The following is a 14822-nucleotide window of genomic DNA, read 5'->3' as shown; positions in this document are numbered from 1 at the left end:
CAGTCGTCCGCCGAGCGGAGCGAGGCGGTTCACCGACGGCGAGGCCATTGGCCGAGCCGTCGGCCTTTTTCACCCATGTTTTTGCCGCGAGCGGTTCGCGCGGAGCGCGAACCCGAGCGGGAAAAAGATGGTCGGTCTTAGTTGTTCGGTTGCCAGGCGTCGCAGGCTTCCATGTCGTCCATCTGTTCGTCGTGGTAGCCGCAGTATGGCTGGATGCCCTGGTTCGTCTGGACGTAGTCGAAGTGCTCGCAGTTCCCGCAGTAGCGGTCGGCGTGGTTCGTCGACGCGGGCTCGGCCGGTTCGTCCTCGAGGACTTCGGCGTCGTAGCCGTCGCCCGCGTGGTCGTCGAGCGGCGAGGAGATGTCCTGCGTGGTCGCGCCACCGTCGCTCGCTGCCGGGTGCGCGCCCGCGGTTCCCCCGCCCTCGGCGCCGGCGCGCTTCGAGCGGCGCGCCTGCTGCTTGCTCTGTCGGCTCGCGTTCCCGCTGGTGCCCGAGTTCGTCGACGCGGACTGCGACGCGGTGGGGTCGGCGGTCTGGGTCTCGACGTTCCCGTCGGGCTGCCGGCCGAGCATCCCGACGCCACTCCCGAGGTCCGCCGCGGACGTCTCGCCCTCGCGCACCGCTTGGGCGGTCTCCTCGTCGACCTCGACGACGCGCGTCTCGCCTTCCTGCGTGATGCGGAGTTCGATGGTGCCGCCGGGGTCGTTCCGCGTCTTGAAGTTCACGACTGCCGTGAACAGCGTCCAGATGCTCGTGAACGCACCGAACACGTACACTGCGGCGACGACGAGCGTCAGGTCCGTGCTCGCGGTCGAGGTCACCCAGTACGTCGGGTACGCGTACCAGAACAGCGCGACGCCGAGCACGCAGATGCTCGCGCCGATGGCCGCGGCACCGCGGACGCGGTTGCTCGCCGGCAGCACCGTGAACACGCCGAGGAGGACGGCAGGGAAGCCGACGCCGCCGAGGACGCCCGCTATCTTGCGCGCGCCGAGGACGTCGATGCCGACCGCCGCGAGGACGTTCGTTCCGCCGGCGACCACGCCCGCGAGCGTCAGGACGACGCCGACGACGAACAGGCCGGTGCCGGCGTACAGTCGGCGGACGCTCCCCACCTCTCCGACGTTGTCCTCGTAGACGTCCGCGAGACTCGTCATGCGTCCGCGTTGGAGCGCATCAAACAAAAGGGTGCGTCAGACAATCGGCGGTCGACGCTCCCGAGTACGCGTCTCGCTCGGTCGGCTGCACGCTCGAACTCGTCGGCTGCACGCGCGAACGACGCTCGGGTGAAGCGAAAGGTTGAATCGCGGCGCTCGCAAAGCGCCGACCATGGCAGACGACGAGGAAGCGGAAGACGAGCCCGCCGTCGAACTCGGTTCGGGTGCGTCCGTCGAGGGCGCCCCGGTCGCACGCGTCGCGTCGCGACTCAAGTACCCCCAGCAGAAGAGTCGGGTCCTCGAACTCGAGGGCGACAGCGAGATCCGGACCCCGGAGGGCCCGCGGACGCTCGCGGACGTCCTCGAGGAGGACGACACGACGTACTTCGACACGCGCCAGTCGTTCGTCGACGCCGTCCAGGGCGTCGTCGGCGACGGCCCGGTCGCGACCGAGTGACTGCGGGACCGTGGTCCGGGCGACGACGCCGGTAGCCGCGACCGCAACCGCGACCGCGGACACCATCTGGTGTGACTCGCGCCGATGAGCGCGCGCACCGCCGACGTCCTGGGTCGCGTCCGCGACGGCTGGCGGGACCTCTCCTGGACGGCGAAGTCCCTCCTCTGGGGGTTCGTGCTCACCGTCCTCTGGATGCGGTACTCGCCCATCGGCCTCGAGCGCCGCATCGTCGTGGACGGCCTCATCTTCTTCGTCGGGCCGATGGCGCTCGCGGCGACTCACGGCCGCGACATCGGGTATCGCGTCGACCGTCGAGCGATACGGAACGCCGTCCTGCTCGCGTTGTTCGTCCTCCCGTTCTACCTCGTCGGGTCCTCGCTTCCCTCCATCCGCGAGTTCTACCCGATGTGGGGGACCGCCGCCGAACTCCGGGACCCGGGCGCGTTCGCGGTGCACGCGGTCAAGCAGTTCGCGCTCGTCGTCGCCGTGGAGACGTACTATCGCGGGTTGCTCTGCGTGGGCGTCGGCGAACGCTTCGGTATCAAGGCCGCGTTCATCAGTCCGGTCGTGTACGCCATCCATCACGCGAGCAAGCCACCCATCGAGATACTGCTCTCCGGGCCGACGGACGTCCTCTTCGGCGCGGTCGACTACAAGTCGAACTCGCTGCTGCCGAGCGTCGTCGCGCACGGCGCCGGCCTCGTCCTCCTGGACTGGCTCGTCATCCACGACCCCATCATTCCGACCGAGACCGTCCTCGAGTGGCTGCGGTGGCTCCCCATCCCCATCTGAGCGGTCGCGGGGACGCGAACGAGGGCTGACGGTTGCGCGCGAGTCGCGCCAATCGCGGCGTACGTTTTTCCGCCGCGAGCGCCGAGTGGAGCGTGATGACACTCCCAATCGACCCCGAGCAGATCAGCGAGTCGGACATCGGCACGAAGCGCGCGGTCCTCGAGATGGAGCACGACGCGGCCGTCGAGCACGTCCGCGAGGCGTTCGTCGACGCCGGGTTCGGCGTCGCGACCGAGTTCTCGCCGAGCGAGTTACTGAACGAGAAGGTGGACGCGGGCCGGGACCCGTACTACGTCCTCGGCGCGTGCAACCCTGGGGTGGCGAACAAGGCGCTCGACGTGACGGAGGACATGGGCGGCCTGTTCCCGTGTAACGTCGTCGTCTGGCAGGAGGAGCCGGGCGTCCAGCACGTCTACCACGTCTCCATCATGAAGATAGCGCGGCTCGTCGGCATCGCGCCCGACAGCGACGAGTGGCAGGCGATCGTCGACGAGACCGGCGAGTACGTCGAGGCGGCGATGGCGAACCTCGACGGCGAGATTCTGGCGGTCGACGACTGAGGCATCCGGGCCGACGCCCGGCCGGCGTCGCGGTCCGGCGTCCGCTCGGCTCAGCGCTCGTCCTCGCGTTCCTCGACGCGTTCGCGGAGGTCCTCGACCTCGCGTTCGAGTGCCGCGACGCGACTCGGGTCGGGGAGGTCGAGCAGTCGACGGACGAGCACGTACCCGATGACGGCGAGGACGACGAGCGGCAGGAGGATGAGCCCGATGACGATGACCTCCGGTGCGCCGGGCAGCTGTAGCGGGAGCGAGAGCGCGGCCATGGCTGGTTGGTTCGACCGGGTGCGTGAAGAATCGTCGGGTCGCCCGCGGTTGCTACCGGGGAGTCGAGCGCGCTACGTCCAGTCCGCGAGCGACGACTGGAGGCCCGAGACCATGCTCGACTTCCGACGGAGACGGTTCGTCGACACGGGAAGGTGCGGTTCGATGGCGCGTATCGCGGTCGCGAAGTCCTCGGCTTCGCCGGGTTCGTCGTCGAACGCGTTCCGAACCGACTCGCGGACTTGCCAGACGCCGACGGGCGCCCAGTAGTCGTCGCTGACCTCGCGGAGCACGAGGCACTTCGCTTGCCGGTCGCGCTCCGCGAGGTGTTCGAGGACGCCGAGTCGGCTCGCGTAGTACGCGCCCGCGGTCTCGTCGACGTACCCGCTCCGGCCCTCGAACCCCTCGCTCGCCGCGCCCATCCAGACCTCGCCCTGCCCTTGATTCCAGATGCTCCCCGGCGCTTTCATCTCCACGAGCTCGTACTCCCACTTCCCGGGTGCGAGCACGACCCAGTAGCGGTTCCCCATGAACTCGTTCTCGTGGACCTCGACCTGGTCGATGCTCTGCGTGCCACGGAGCTGCCCGCGGAGGAACTGGCCGACGGTGTCGTCGACCGCGGTGATGGACCACCGGGTGGGGACGAGCCGTCGGTTCTCGCCGCGACCGAGCGCGCCCGCCGACAGGATGTTGTTTATCTCGTAGACGTCGAACCCGCGACGGTAGAGGTACGTCATCGCACCCTGTGCTTGCCAGTCGTCGTCCTCGAGCGTCTTCTTCACGGGCCGGGGCACGTAGGGGTTCTCCGCGAGTTCCGCGCGGTTCGCTCGCGCTCGCGGCCCCCGCGGCGCACTTATCTCGCCGCCGGAGAGGTCGAGCTCCGGCGTTCCGTCCAGCCCGATCTCGACGTCGACGGGGTCGCCCGCGATGGCGACCTCGCGCTGGGTGCCGAGGAACCCGTTCCACGCGTCGTGCACGCTGTCGGAGTCCGACAGCGAGCCGGCGTCGCGGACGTCCGCGCGCCGGTTCGAGTTCAACAGCGAACTCCGGCGCTGGACGACGTCGTCGATGCCGACCGCGCCGTACCACGACGCGTCCGTCACCAGACTCTCCGGGTCGACGTCCCCGGCCACGGGCGACAGCAAGCCCGTCGACACGTCCGGGTACCCCGACCGACCGACGAACACCGACGGCGACGTCGACCCGAACAGGTCCCCGCCCTGCACCGACTCCTCGAACGCCCGCTCGAAGTCCTCCAGGTACTCCGTCACCTCGTAGGACTTCTCCTTCGCCAGCCGCCGACGCCGCGCGTCCTCGTCGGGCTCCAACCCATCGATGTAATCGTCGAGCCGCATCTACCACTCGTACACGACCACGACGCTTCAACCTTGTTTCTGCGGGGATGCACCCGACGACACCGCGACCGCCCCGCACCGCGACCGCCCCACGACCGCACCGCGACCGCCCCACGACCGCACCGCGACCACATCCGCACCGCGACCACACCACGACCGCACCGCGCCTGCCCTCCCCCTGCTCGCAGCGCGCGCAGTTCCGCGCGCGCTGCTCGCGGCCCGGATTCCCCGTCGAATCGAGCGTTCGACCGCCGGCTGGCGCGCGCTGTCGAGTCGGTGCGAGCGAACGCGAGCGCCGGCGAGTCGACACCGTGCGAGGGACGAGCGCGGCGGCGACCGACGGGAGCCGCCGCGGGAGTCGGCTGGGGAGGCCGAGGCGTCGTTCGGTCGGTGAGCACGGAGACGTAGCCCACGGAGGTTTACGTGAGACGTAAACCCCGTGCGTCGGGCCGACGCGTTCGCCAGCACGCACGGACCCGAAACACGTCGACGTCTCGTGGGACGGTACCCCGGGATGCGGTGCGACCGGCGTGCCCGCAGTCCTCGAACGGCCGTGGTGGCGGTACTGTCGCGGTCGCGGGGCGGTCGCGGTGCCGTCCGGTCGCGGGGCGGTACGGTGCCGTCCGGTCGCGGGGCGGTAGCGGTGCCGTGCGGTCGCGGTGCGGTCGCGGTGTGGTCCAACGGACCGACACCGAGCGCGAGCGAGCGCTACGCGGGGCGAGCGAAGCGAGTCCCGCGAGAAGCGAACGGCGTAGCCGTGAGCAGCGAGCGACGCCCTCGGGAGGTTTTTCGCCCACGTTTTTCCAAGGAGTGGTGCGCCGCAGGCGCACCCGACGCCGGAAAAAGGTGGTGTTTAAGTTCCGTCCTGTGTCGCTTGTGGGTATGCGCGTCGTGTTCGTCGCGTTGGAGACCGCTTTTCATCGTGGGTCCGAGGCGAACTATCGGGTGCGGGGGCTCGCCGAGCGACTCGCTGCGCGCGGGCACGACGTCGTCGTTCTCTGCGGGAAGTGGTGGACGAGCGCGGACGAGACGTGGACGGAGAACGACGTGACGTACGAGGCGGTGGTGGAGGACGTGGACGCGGAGCGGTCGTTCCGGTGGGCGCTCACGACGCGCATCCCGCGTCGGAGTCCGGACGTCGTGCACGCCGCGGGGACACCTGCGAGTCAGGTGCCGGCGGCGAAGAAGGGCGCGCGGATGGCGCGCGCACCGCTCGTGACGGAGTGGTACGGGGACGTCGACGGGTACGGACGGACGGAACGGAAGGCGCTCTCGAAGCCCGACCGCGTCCTCGTCCCCTCGGAGCTCGTCGAGACAGAGGTCCGCGAGCACGTCGACCTCGCCGCGGACGCGGTCGAGGTCGTCCCGAACAGCGTCGACGTCGACCGCATCCGCGCGACGGACCCGGTTCGCGCCGGCGACGTGGTGTACGCGCGCCGGCTCGACGAGGGCGCGAACCTCGAGTCGCTCCTGCTCGCGCTCGCGGAACTCCGGCAGACCGACTGGACTGCGACCGTCGTCGGCGACGGCCCCGAACGCGAGGCGTACGAACGACAGGCGCGGGACCTCCGCATCGACGACCGCATCACGTGGCTCGGGGAGTGCACGCGCGACGAACGAATCTCGGTCTATCGTGGGGCGCACGTGTTCGCGCAGACGGCGAACGAGTGCCTGTTCCCGACCGAGTTCCTGTGGGCGCTCGCCAGCGGGTGCGTCGGTATCGTCGAGTACCACGCGAACTCGAGCGCGCACGAGCTCGTCGAGCACTACCTGAAGCCGGGCGGGGACCGCGACCGGGCGTTCCGGACGACGAGCGAGCAGGAGCTCGCGGACGCCATCCGCGACGCCGCGAGCCTGGACCGGCTCGATTACGACCCGGCGTTCGACGAGTACGACCACGACGCCGTGCTCGAAACCTACCTCCAGTGTTACCGCGAAGAGGTCGAGGCAGCGGGCCTGTTCTAGCCGGGGCGGCGCAGCCACGAGCGCTCCGGGCGCGCCGACGTCGACACCGATACCGGTTCAGATTCAGAATCCGACGCCGGCACCGAACGCGTCCTTATAAATCAGCGTTCGAGTGGTGTGGTATCGTCCCGCAGTACTGGCCGCGAACTCGCGGCTCGCGCCACCAGCAGACCACCCACCAGCTCGTTACAGAAAAAATACATTTGTCTTGCGTACCATTAAGAGACTTCGCCCGCGCGTATCCTGTATGCCAACGAACCGGGTTGAGGAACTCGAGGCCACCGTGGCGGAACTCGAGTCCACCGTCCGCGGCCTCACCGAGGAACTCGTAGAGACCAAAGAGCGCGTGCGCATCCTCGAAGCCGAACTCGACGCCGACCCCCAGACCGTCGTCGAGGACGCCGACCCGAACGTCGACCTCGGCGCCGACGAGAGTCCCGCGCAGACCACCGCCCGCGGGGACATCCCCGAGAGCGAAGCGACCGACACCGAGATCGTCACGCCCGAAGCCGGCCAGGAGGACGTCGCCGAAGCGACGAAGGAAGCAGTCGAAGGAGACAAGCCCACCGAGAGCGAAGCGGGCGACGATTCGGAGGATTCCGACGTCGGCGACGACATCATCGTCGCCTGACGTCGGCGTCCCCGCGGTGGATTCGGACCAACAATGCACATCAAGGAACTCGTCCTCGAGAACTTCAAGAGCTTCGGGCGGAAGACCCGAATACCCTTCTACGAGGATTTCACGGTCGTCACCGGCCCGAACGGGAGCGGGAAGTCGAACATCATCGACGCCGTCCTGTTCGCGCTCGGCCTCGCTCGGACGCGAGGGATTCGCGCGGAGAAACTCACTGACCTCATCTACAACCCCGGGCACGCCGACGGCGACGAAGCCGGCGGCCCGAAGGAAGCCATCGTCGAGGTCGTCCTCGCGAACGACGAGGGCCGGCTCTCGCGGTCGCAGGTCGAGAACGCCGCCGGGACCGACGACGTCGGCGACGTCAGCGAGATATCGGTGAAGCGACGCGTCAAGCAGACCGAGGACAACTACTACTCGTACTACTACCTGAACGGCCGCTCGGTGAACCTCTCTGACATCCAGGACCTCCTCGCGCAAGCCGGTGTCGCGCCCGAGGGCTACAACGTCGTCATGCAGGGCGACGTCACCGAGATCATCAACATGACGCCGTACGCGCGCCGCGAGATCATCGACGAGATCGCGGGCGTCGCGGAGTTCGACGCGAAGAAGGAGGACGCCCTCGAGGAGCTGGAGACGGTCAAGGAACGCATCGAGGAGGCCGAGATCCGCATCGACGACAAGCACGCTCGCCTCGACCAGCTCGCGGACGAACGCCGCGAGGCGCTCCGCTACCGGCGGCTCCGCAGGGAGAAGGAGGAGTACGAGGGCTACCTGAAGGCCGCGGAGTTAGAGGACAAGCGCGAGGCGCTCGACGACGTCGTCGACCGCATCGACCGGAAGCAAGACGAACTCGAAGAGCTGGAGCGCGAACTCGACGAACGCCAGGGGAAGGTGATGCGTCTCGAGGACGACCTCGAGGAGTTGAACCGCGAGATCGAGCGGAAGGGCGAGGACGAGCAACTCCAGATCAAGAGCGACATCAATGGAATCCAGAACGACATCGAGCTCCTGGAGGAGAAGGTCGCGTCGAGCGAGGACGCGATCGAGTCCGCGGAAGCGGACCGCCGGCAGGCGTTCGTGCAGGTGGACAAGAAACAGGAGGAGATCGAGGACCTCGAGGGCGACATCAAGGAGTGCAAGGTAGAGAAGTCCTCGTTGATGGCGGACGTCCAGGACAAGCGCGCGGAGCTCGCGGACCTGCAAGCCGAGATCGATGCGATAGACACGGAGTACGACGAGCTCAAGGGCGAGCTCCAGGAGCGAAAGCAGGCGCTGGAGGAAGCGCGGGACGAGAAGAACGAGCTCCAGCGCGAGCAGGACCGGCTGCTCGACGAGGCGCGGCGGCGGTCGAACGAGATAAGCGAGGTCGAGGACGACGTCGAGGCCGCCGAGGCGGAGATTCCGGAGCTGGAGGCCGAGCGCGAGGACCTCCAGGACGAGCTGGAGAAGGCGCGCAAGAACGCGCTCTCCATCGAGGGCGTCGTCGACGACCTCAAGCGGGAGAAGCAGGAGGCCCAGAGCGACCTGGACGACGTGGAGGACGAGCTCCAGCGCAAGCAACAGGAGTACGCGGAGCTGGAGGCGAACGCCGAAGCGTCGGGTGATTCGTCGTACGGGCGGTCGGTGACGACCATCCTGAACTCGGGTATCGACGGCGTGCACGGGACGGTCGCGCAGCTCGGGAGCGTCGGCGGGCAGTACGCGCAGGCGTGCGAGACCGCGGCGGGTGGCCGGATGGCGAACGTGGTCGTGGACGACGACGTCGTCGGCCAGCAGTGCATCGAGCACCTCAAATCGCGGAACGCGGGCCGTGCGACCTTCCTCCCGATGACGAAGATGCACAACCGGTCGCTGTCGAGTCCGCCGGACGTGCCTGGCGTCGTCGACTTCGCGTACAACCTGCTCGACTTCGATTCGACGTACGCGGACGTGTTCAGTTACGTGGTCGGCGACACGCTCGTCGTCGAGGACCTCGAGACGGCGCGGGACCTCCAGGGCGACTATCGGCTCGTGACGCTCGACGGCGACCTCGTCGAGAAGTCCGGGGCGATGACGGGCGGGTCGAGTTCGGGGTCGCGGTACTCGTTCGCGAAGTCCGGGCGCGGGGAACTGGAGCGCGTCGCCGAGCAGATCACGGAGCTCCAGGAGCAACGCGAGGCCCTCCGGGAGGACCTCCGGGACATCGACGAGCGGTTGGACGACGCGCGCGACCGGAAGGCGGACGCGACGGACGCAGTCCGCGACGTCCAGAGCGACGTCGACGCGGTCGAGGCGGAGATCGAGTCGACCCGGGAGCGCGTCGAGCGCCTCGAGGACCGGAAGACCGAGCTCGAGGGCGAGCGCGAGGACGTGGACGCGGAGATGCAGGAGATCGAGGCGGAGGTGAGCGAGAAGCAGGCCGAGATTGCGGACATCGAGGGCGACATCGCGGAGCTCGAGGACGAGCTCGCGGACTCGCGCGTTCCGGAGTTGACCGCGGAGATGGAGGACGTGGAGGCGGAGATCGACGACATCGAGGGTCGCGTGAGCGACATCGACGGGACGCTGAACGACCTGACGCTCCAGAAGGAGTACGCGGAGGACGCGATCGAGGACCTCCACGACGATATCGAGGATGCCCAGGAGCGCAAGGCCGAGCACGAGGACCGTATCGCGGAGCTCGAGAGCGACATCGAGGCGAAGGAGGCGACGCTCGAGGAGAAGCGCCGGAAGGTCCTGGAGCTCGAGGACGAGCTCGAGGACTTGAAGGCCGAACGCGAGGAGGTCCGCGAGGAGGCGAAGGCGGCGCGGCAGGCAAGGGACGAGCAGCAACAGCAGGTGGATGCGGTCGAGTCGAAGGTGGCGAACCTGGAGGCCGAGCGCGACGACCTCGAGTGGGAGGTCGAGAGCCTGGAGGCGGAGGTCGGCGAGTACGACCCCGAGGACGTCCCGGAGCACGACGCCGTCGTGGAGATGGTGGAGTGCTTCGAGGCGGACATGGCGGCGATGGAGCCCGTGAACCAGCTCGCGATCGACGAGTACGACGAGGTCAAGGAAGCATTGGAGGAGTTGCTGTCGGGGAAGGAGACGCTCGTCGAGGAACGCGACGGCATCCGCGAACGCATCGAGTCCTACGAGGCCCAGAAGAAGCAGACGTTCATGGACTCCTACGAGGCGATCAACGAGCAGTTCACGGACATCTTCGAGCGGTTGTCCGCTGGGACGGGGACGCTGCACCTGGAGGACGAGGACGACCCGTTCGACGGCGGGTTGACGATGAAGGCGCAGCCGGGCGACAAACCCATCCAGCGCTTGGACGCGATGAGCGGCGGCGAGAAGTCCCTGACGGCGCTCGCCTTTATCTTCGCGATTCAGCGGCACAATCCGGCGCCGTTCTACGCGCTCGACGAGGTGGACGCGTTCCTGGACGCGGCGAACGCGGAGCGCGTCGGGCAGATGGTCGACGAGCTCGCGGGCGCCGCGCAGTTCGTCGTCGTCTCTCATCGGTCCGCGATGCTCGACCGCTCCGAGCGCGCGATCGGCGTGACGATGCAGGACAACAACGTGTCCGCGGTCACCGGCATCGACCTGGCGGGCGGCGAGGAGGTGCCCGCGGATGACTAACGAGGACCGCGAGCGAAGCGAGGGGTCCTCGGAGACGCGAGCGGGGAGCGAAGCGACCCGCGAGCGCGCGGACGAGGCGACTGACGCCGACGAGCGCGTCAGCGACGAGACGGCCGAGGAGACGCCTAGGGCTGACGGCGGGAACGACCCGGCGTCGATGCTCGACATCGCGGGCCACGAGGACCGTGAGCGTCCCGGCGACGCGGACGACCCGTTCGGGGACGGTGACGACGCCGAGGGGAACGCGGACGCGGCCGACGCCGAGAGCGACGACCCGTACGCTGACGCTGCCGATGCGGCGGACGCGGCCGCGGAGACGATGGACGAGGTGTTGCCGGACGAGGACGCGATGGCTGACGGCGACGAGGACGAGGTCGAGCCCGTCGAGGTGCTCGTGAACCTCGCGGAGAGCGGCGAGATCGACCCGTGGGACATCGACGTGGTCACGGTGACGGACAAGTTCCTGGACGCGCTCGACGACGCGGACCTGCGGACGTCGGGGCGGGCGTTGTTCTACGCGAGCGTCCTGGTGCGGATGAAGGGCGACGAGCTCTTGCACGGGAGCGACGAGGAGGACGAGGAGGAGCTCGCGCCGTGGGAGCAGCCGTTCGCGGACGACCCTGCTGCGGCAGGCGGTGAGGGTGGCGAGGCGCCGAGCGACTTCGACCCGGTCGCGGCACTCGAGGACGAGATGGAGCGCCGGCTGGACCGCAAGCACGCGCGCGGGACGCCCGAGACGCTCGACGAGCTGGTGCGCGAGCTCCGGGAGGCCGAGCGCGGGTCGTGGTGGAAGCGCCGGCGCGAGTACGACACGAGCGACTCGCCGTCGGGGTACGGGCGCGGCGAGCAGACGCTCGACTATCGGTCGGCGGACGACTTCCGCGTGGACGACGAGCCGACGGAGGCGGACGTGACTGGGACGACCCACGAGGAGGACATCGAGTCCGTCATCGAGGACGTGGAGGCGACGCTCCGCGAGCACTACGACGCGGGCCGCGACGAGGTCCTGTTCCGCGAGGTCGCGGCCGCGTACGGGTCGCGCGTGCAGACGTTCCTCGCGGTCCTGTTCATGAGTCACCGGGGGACCGTGCGGCTCCAGCAGGACGAGTTGTTCGGCGACCTGTGGGTGCAGGACCCGAACGCGGCGACGGTGAGTGAGAGCGCGACCGCGGACTGACGTAGACCGGGTTCTGTGGCTGCCGGTTCGGTGGTCGTGTGGCGCTGTTACTGGATCTCGGTGGCGGCGGCACGCACCCCGCTACAGTGCCATGTCAAGACATGGCATGACTTATTGCGGTGGGGGTCGTAGTTCGTTCGCATGTCCCGAAGCGCAGGCGGGTCGTCGCTCATCGACCGACTCAACGACCGCTACGAGGGGACCGATCTCACCTGCCCCGAGTGCGGGTACCACGACGAGGACGGCAGTTGGCGTGCGTCGACCAACGGCCGCCGGATCGACTACCGCCACCTCTGTCCGAGCTGCGGGAACAACCGCATCCGGACCGTCACCCTTCGCGACTGACGCTCTCGGCGGTGGACCGTCGCGTTCACGGATGGTAACCACCTGACGCCACCCGGCGGGTTCCGGTTCGAATCCCGTCGCGAGCTGGCGTGGAGCTGGGTGCGTCTCCGCCAGTAACCGTGTAGTGGCGATTTTTGCGCCAGCCCGACGTCTGGTATGGTGTATCATGCCAAGCGAATCAGTCCTGCGGTCGATGTACGAGGACATGGTGACGGCGCGCTACTACGAGGAGCGCCTCCAGGAGGAGTACATGGAGGGCAAACAGCCCGCGTTCGACATCTCCGCCGGTCCGATACCGGGTGAACTCCACCTCGCCGCCGGTCACGAGGCCTCGGGCGCCGGCGTCTGCGCGCACCTCCGCGACGACGACACCGTCACCGCGCCGCACCGACCGCACCACATCGCCATCGCGAAGGGCGTCGACCTGAAGCGGATGACCGCCGAGATATTCGGGCGCGAGACAGGGCTCTCGAAGGGGAAGGGCGGCCACATGCACCTGTTCGACCCGGACGTGAACTTCGCGTGCAGTGGCATCATCGCACAGGGCTGTCCGCCCGCGGTCGGCGCGGCACTGGCGGCGAAGAAGCGCAACACGGACGCAGTCGCGGTCGCGTTCCTCGGCGAGGGCGCCATCGACCAGGGCGGGTTCCTCGAGTCGCTGAACTTCGCGAGCGTCCAGAACCTCCCCGTCGTGTTCGTCGTCGAGGACAACGACTGGGCGATCAGCATGCCCAAGGAACGCGTCACGGACGTCCGCGACGGCTCGAAGCGCGCCGACGGCTTCGAGATGCACGGCGAGCGCGTCGACCACGACGACGCCATCGACGTCTACGAGGCCGCCGAGCGAGCGGTCGGGCGCGCTCGCGACGGGAACGGCCCGACGCTACTGGAGGTACAGGTGCATCGCCGCATGGGTCACTTCATGGGCGACGCCGAGGGGTACCGGCCCGAGGCCGACGTCGAACGCCACAAGGCGCGGGACTCCATCGAACGACTCGCCGAGGACCTCCGGAAGTACGGCGTGACCGGCGACGAGGTCGACGAGATACGCGAGGGGGCGGAGAATCGCGTCGACCACGCCATCGACTGGGCGAAGGAGCAGCCAGAGCCCGACCCGAGCGCAGCGCACGAGGACGTGTTCGCGAACCCACCGGCGGGCGCGGCCGGCGAGACGTCTACGACCGCGGCGACCGACGGAGGTGAGGAGTGATGGCCCAAACGCAGGAGGCCGCCGAGCGCGAACTCACGATGAGTCGCGCGATGGTCGAAGCGGTCGCGAGCGAGATGCGCGAGAACGACGAGGTGTTCCTCATGGGCGAGGACGTCGCGGACTACGGCGGCATCTTCAGTTCCGCAACCGACCTCGCCGACGAGTTCGGGCACGACCGCGTGATGGACGTCCCCATCTCGGAGACGAGTTACATCGGCGCGGGCGTCGGCGCCGCACAGGCCGGGATGCGCCCCATCGTGGAACTGATGTTCGTCGACTTCTTCGGCGTCGCGATGGACCAGATCTACAACAACATGGCGAAGAACACCTACATGTCCGGGGGGTCGGTGAACGTCCCGATGGTGCTCACCGCCGCCGTCGGCGGGACGTACAACGACGCCGCACAGCACTCCCAGACGCTGTACGGGACGTTCGCGCACCTCCCCGGCATGAAGGTGGTCGTCCCGAGCACGGCGTACGACGCGAAGGGCCTGATGCATTCCGCCATCAGGGACGACGACCCGGTCGTGTACATGTTCCACAAGCGCCTGATGGGCCTGGGCTGGATGCCGTCGCCGACCGGCCCGAAGACCGACGTCCCCGAGGATCCGTACGAGATTCCGTTCGGCGAGGCCGACGTGAAGCGCGAGGGCTCGGACGTGACCGTCGTGACGCTCGGCCTTCACGTCCACCGCGCGCTGGAGGCCGCGGACGCGCTCGCCGACGACGACATCGACGCCGAGGTGCTCGACTTGCGGACGCTCGTGCCGCTCGACACCGACGCCGTCCTCGACTCCGTCCGGAAGACGGGCCACCTGGTCGTCGTCGACGAGGACTACCGGTCGTTCGGCGTGACGAGCGAGATAGCGGCGCTCGCCGCCGAGCACGCGCTCGACGACCTCGAGTCCGTCCGGCGCGTCGCCGTCCCGGACGTCCCCATCCCGTACGCCCGACCGCTCGAGGACGAGGTCATCCCGGGCGTCGACGACATCGAAGCCGCGGTCCGCGACACCCAGGAATGAGCGGGACGAGCGACACCGAGTCGGCGGGCGAACGCGTCGCGGTCACGCTCGCGTCCGTGTGGCCCGAGGACGCCGACGACATCGACGAGGGCGTCGTCGCGAACTGGTTCGTCCGCGAGGGCGCGACCGTCGACGCGGGCGACACGCTCTGCGAGATACAGATAGAGAAGGTCAGCATCGACGTCCCCGCACCCGTCGCGGGCGTCGTCGACGAGGTCGTGCTCGGCGAGAACGACGAGTTCACGCGCGACGACACCCTCGCGTACGTCCGACCGGCCTGA

Annotated in this window: 14 protein-coding genes; 11 read left to right on the top strand and 3 right to left on the bottom strand. The window is 68.7% G+C overall.

Going from position 1 to position 14822, the window contains the following annotated elements; genetic code table 11:
- Positions 1-137: 137 nt before the first annotated feature.
- A complete protein-coding gene (locus tag ACZ48X_RS16390) occupies positions 138-1157 on the bottom strand; it encodes a cell division protein CdpA domain-containing protein (protein ID WP_336348685.1) in 1020 nt (339 codons plus the stop codon).
- A 172-nt stretch (positions 1158-1329) separates the two neighbouring features.
- Here ACZ48X_RS16390 and ACZ48X_RS16385 point away from each other — a divergent pair, with 172 nt between their 5' ends.
- The 3 genes from ACZ48X_RS16385 to ACZ48X_RS16375 all read left to right on the top strand — a co-directional run bounded on the left by ACZ48X_RS16385 (position 1330) and on the right by ACZ48X_RS16375 (position 2966).
- Positions 1330-1614 carry a DUF5789 family protein gene (locus tag ACZ48X_RS16385; protein WP_336348686.1) on the top strand — a complete coding sequence of 95 codons (285 nt, stop codon included), beginning with the start codon at positions 1330-1332 and terminating at the stop codon, positions 1612-1614.
- A gap of 84 nt (positions 1615-1698) precedes the next feature.
- Complete coding sequence (locus ACZ48X_RS16380; protein WP_336348687.1) at positions 1699-2406, top strand: CPBP family glutamic-type intramembrane protease; 708 nt, start codon at positions 1699-1701, stop codon at positions 2404-2406.
- Positions 2407-2501: 95 nt separating this feature from the next.
- Complete coding sequence (locus ACZ48X_RS16375) at positions 2502-2966, top strand: DUF302 domain-containing protein (protein WP_336348688.1); 465 nt, start codon at positions 2502-2504, stop codon at positions 2964-2966.
- A gap of 50 nt (positions 2967-3016) precedes the next feature.
- Here ACZ48X_RS16375 and ACZ48X_RS16370 read toward each other — a convergent pair whose 3' ends face one another.
- Together ACZ48X_RS16370 and nreA are read right to left on the bottom strand one after the other, a co-directional pair.
- Entirely contained in the window at positions 3017-3229 is a 213-nt protein-coding gene (locus ACZ48X_RS16370) for a hypothetical protein (protein WP_336348689.1), read from the bottom strand.
- Between the two features lie 72 nt (positions 3230-3301).
- A complete protein-coding gene (nreA, locus tag ACZ48X_RS16365) occupies positions 3302-4582 on the bottom strand; it encodes a DNA repair protein NreA (RefSeq protein ID WP_336348690.1) in 1281 nt (426 codons plus the stop codon).
- Between the two features lie 882 nt (positions 4583-5464).
- On the opposite strand from nreA, the gene ACZ48X_RS16360 reads away from it, so the two are divergent.
- From ACZ48X_RS16360 to ACZ48X_RS16325, 8 genes are all read left to right on the top strand, one after another.
- Positions 5465-6547, top strand: a complete 1083-nt coding sequence (locus ACZ48X_RS16360; protein WP_336348691.1) for a glycosyltransferase family 4 protein — start codon at positions 5465-5467, stop codon at positions 6545-6547.
- Positions 6548-6794: 247 nt separating this feature from the next.
- Positions 6795-7178, top strand: a complete 384-nt coding sequence (locus tag ACZ48X_RS16355; protein WP_336349683.1) for a DUF7518 family protein — start codon at positions 6795-6797, stop codon at positions 7176-7178.
- Positions 7179-7211: 33 nt separating this feature from the next.
- Entirely contained in the window at positions 7212-10787 is a 3576-nt protein-coding gene (gene smc / locus ACZ48X_RS16350; RefSeq protein WP_336348692.1) for a chromosome segregation protein SMC, read from the top strand.
- Positions 10780-11964 (top strand): ScpA family protein, encoded by a 1185-nt coding sequence (locus ACZ48X_RS16345; RefSeq protein WP_336348693.1) that lies wholly within the window; start codon positions 10780-10782, stop codon positions 11962-11964. Before smc ends, ACZ48X_RS16345 begins: the two co-directional genes overlap by 8 nt.
- Positions 11965-12105: 141 nt before the next feature.
- A complete protein-coding gene (locus ACZ48X_RS16340; RefSeq protein ID WP_336348694.1) occupies positions 12106-12309 on the top strand; it encodes an HVO_0649 family zinc finger protein in 204 nt (67 codons plus the stop codon).
- A 193-nt stretch (positions 12310-12502) separates the two neighbouring features.
- Entirely contained in the window at positions 12503-13519 is a 1017-nt protein-coding gene (locus ACZ48X_RS16335; protein ID WP_379761987.1) for a thiamine pyrophosphate-dependent dehydrogenase E1 component subunit alpha, read from the top strand.
- Complete coding sequence (locus ACZ48X_RS16330; protein ID WP_336348696.1) at positions 13519-14541, top strand: alpha-ketoacid dehydrogenase subunit beta; 1023 nt, start codon at positions 13519-13521, stop codon at positions 14539-14541. Before ACZ48X_RS16335 ends, ACZ48X_RS16330 begins: the two co-directional genes overlap by 1 nt.
- Positions 14538-14822 (top strand): lipoyl domain-containing protein, encoded by a 285-nt coding sequence (locus tag ACZ48X_RS16325; protein WP_336348697.1) that lies wholly within the window; start codon positions 14538-14540, stop codon positions 14820-14822. Before ACZ48X_RS16330 ends, ACZ48X_RS16325 begins: the two co-directional genes overlap by 4 nt.

The organism is Halorubellus litoreus (assembly GCF_055378595.1).
This window is presented reverse-complemented; position numbering and strand designations above follow the sequence as displayed.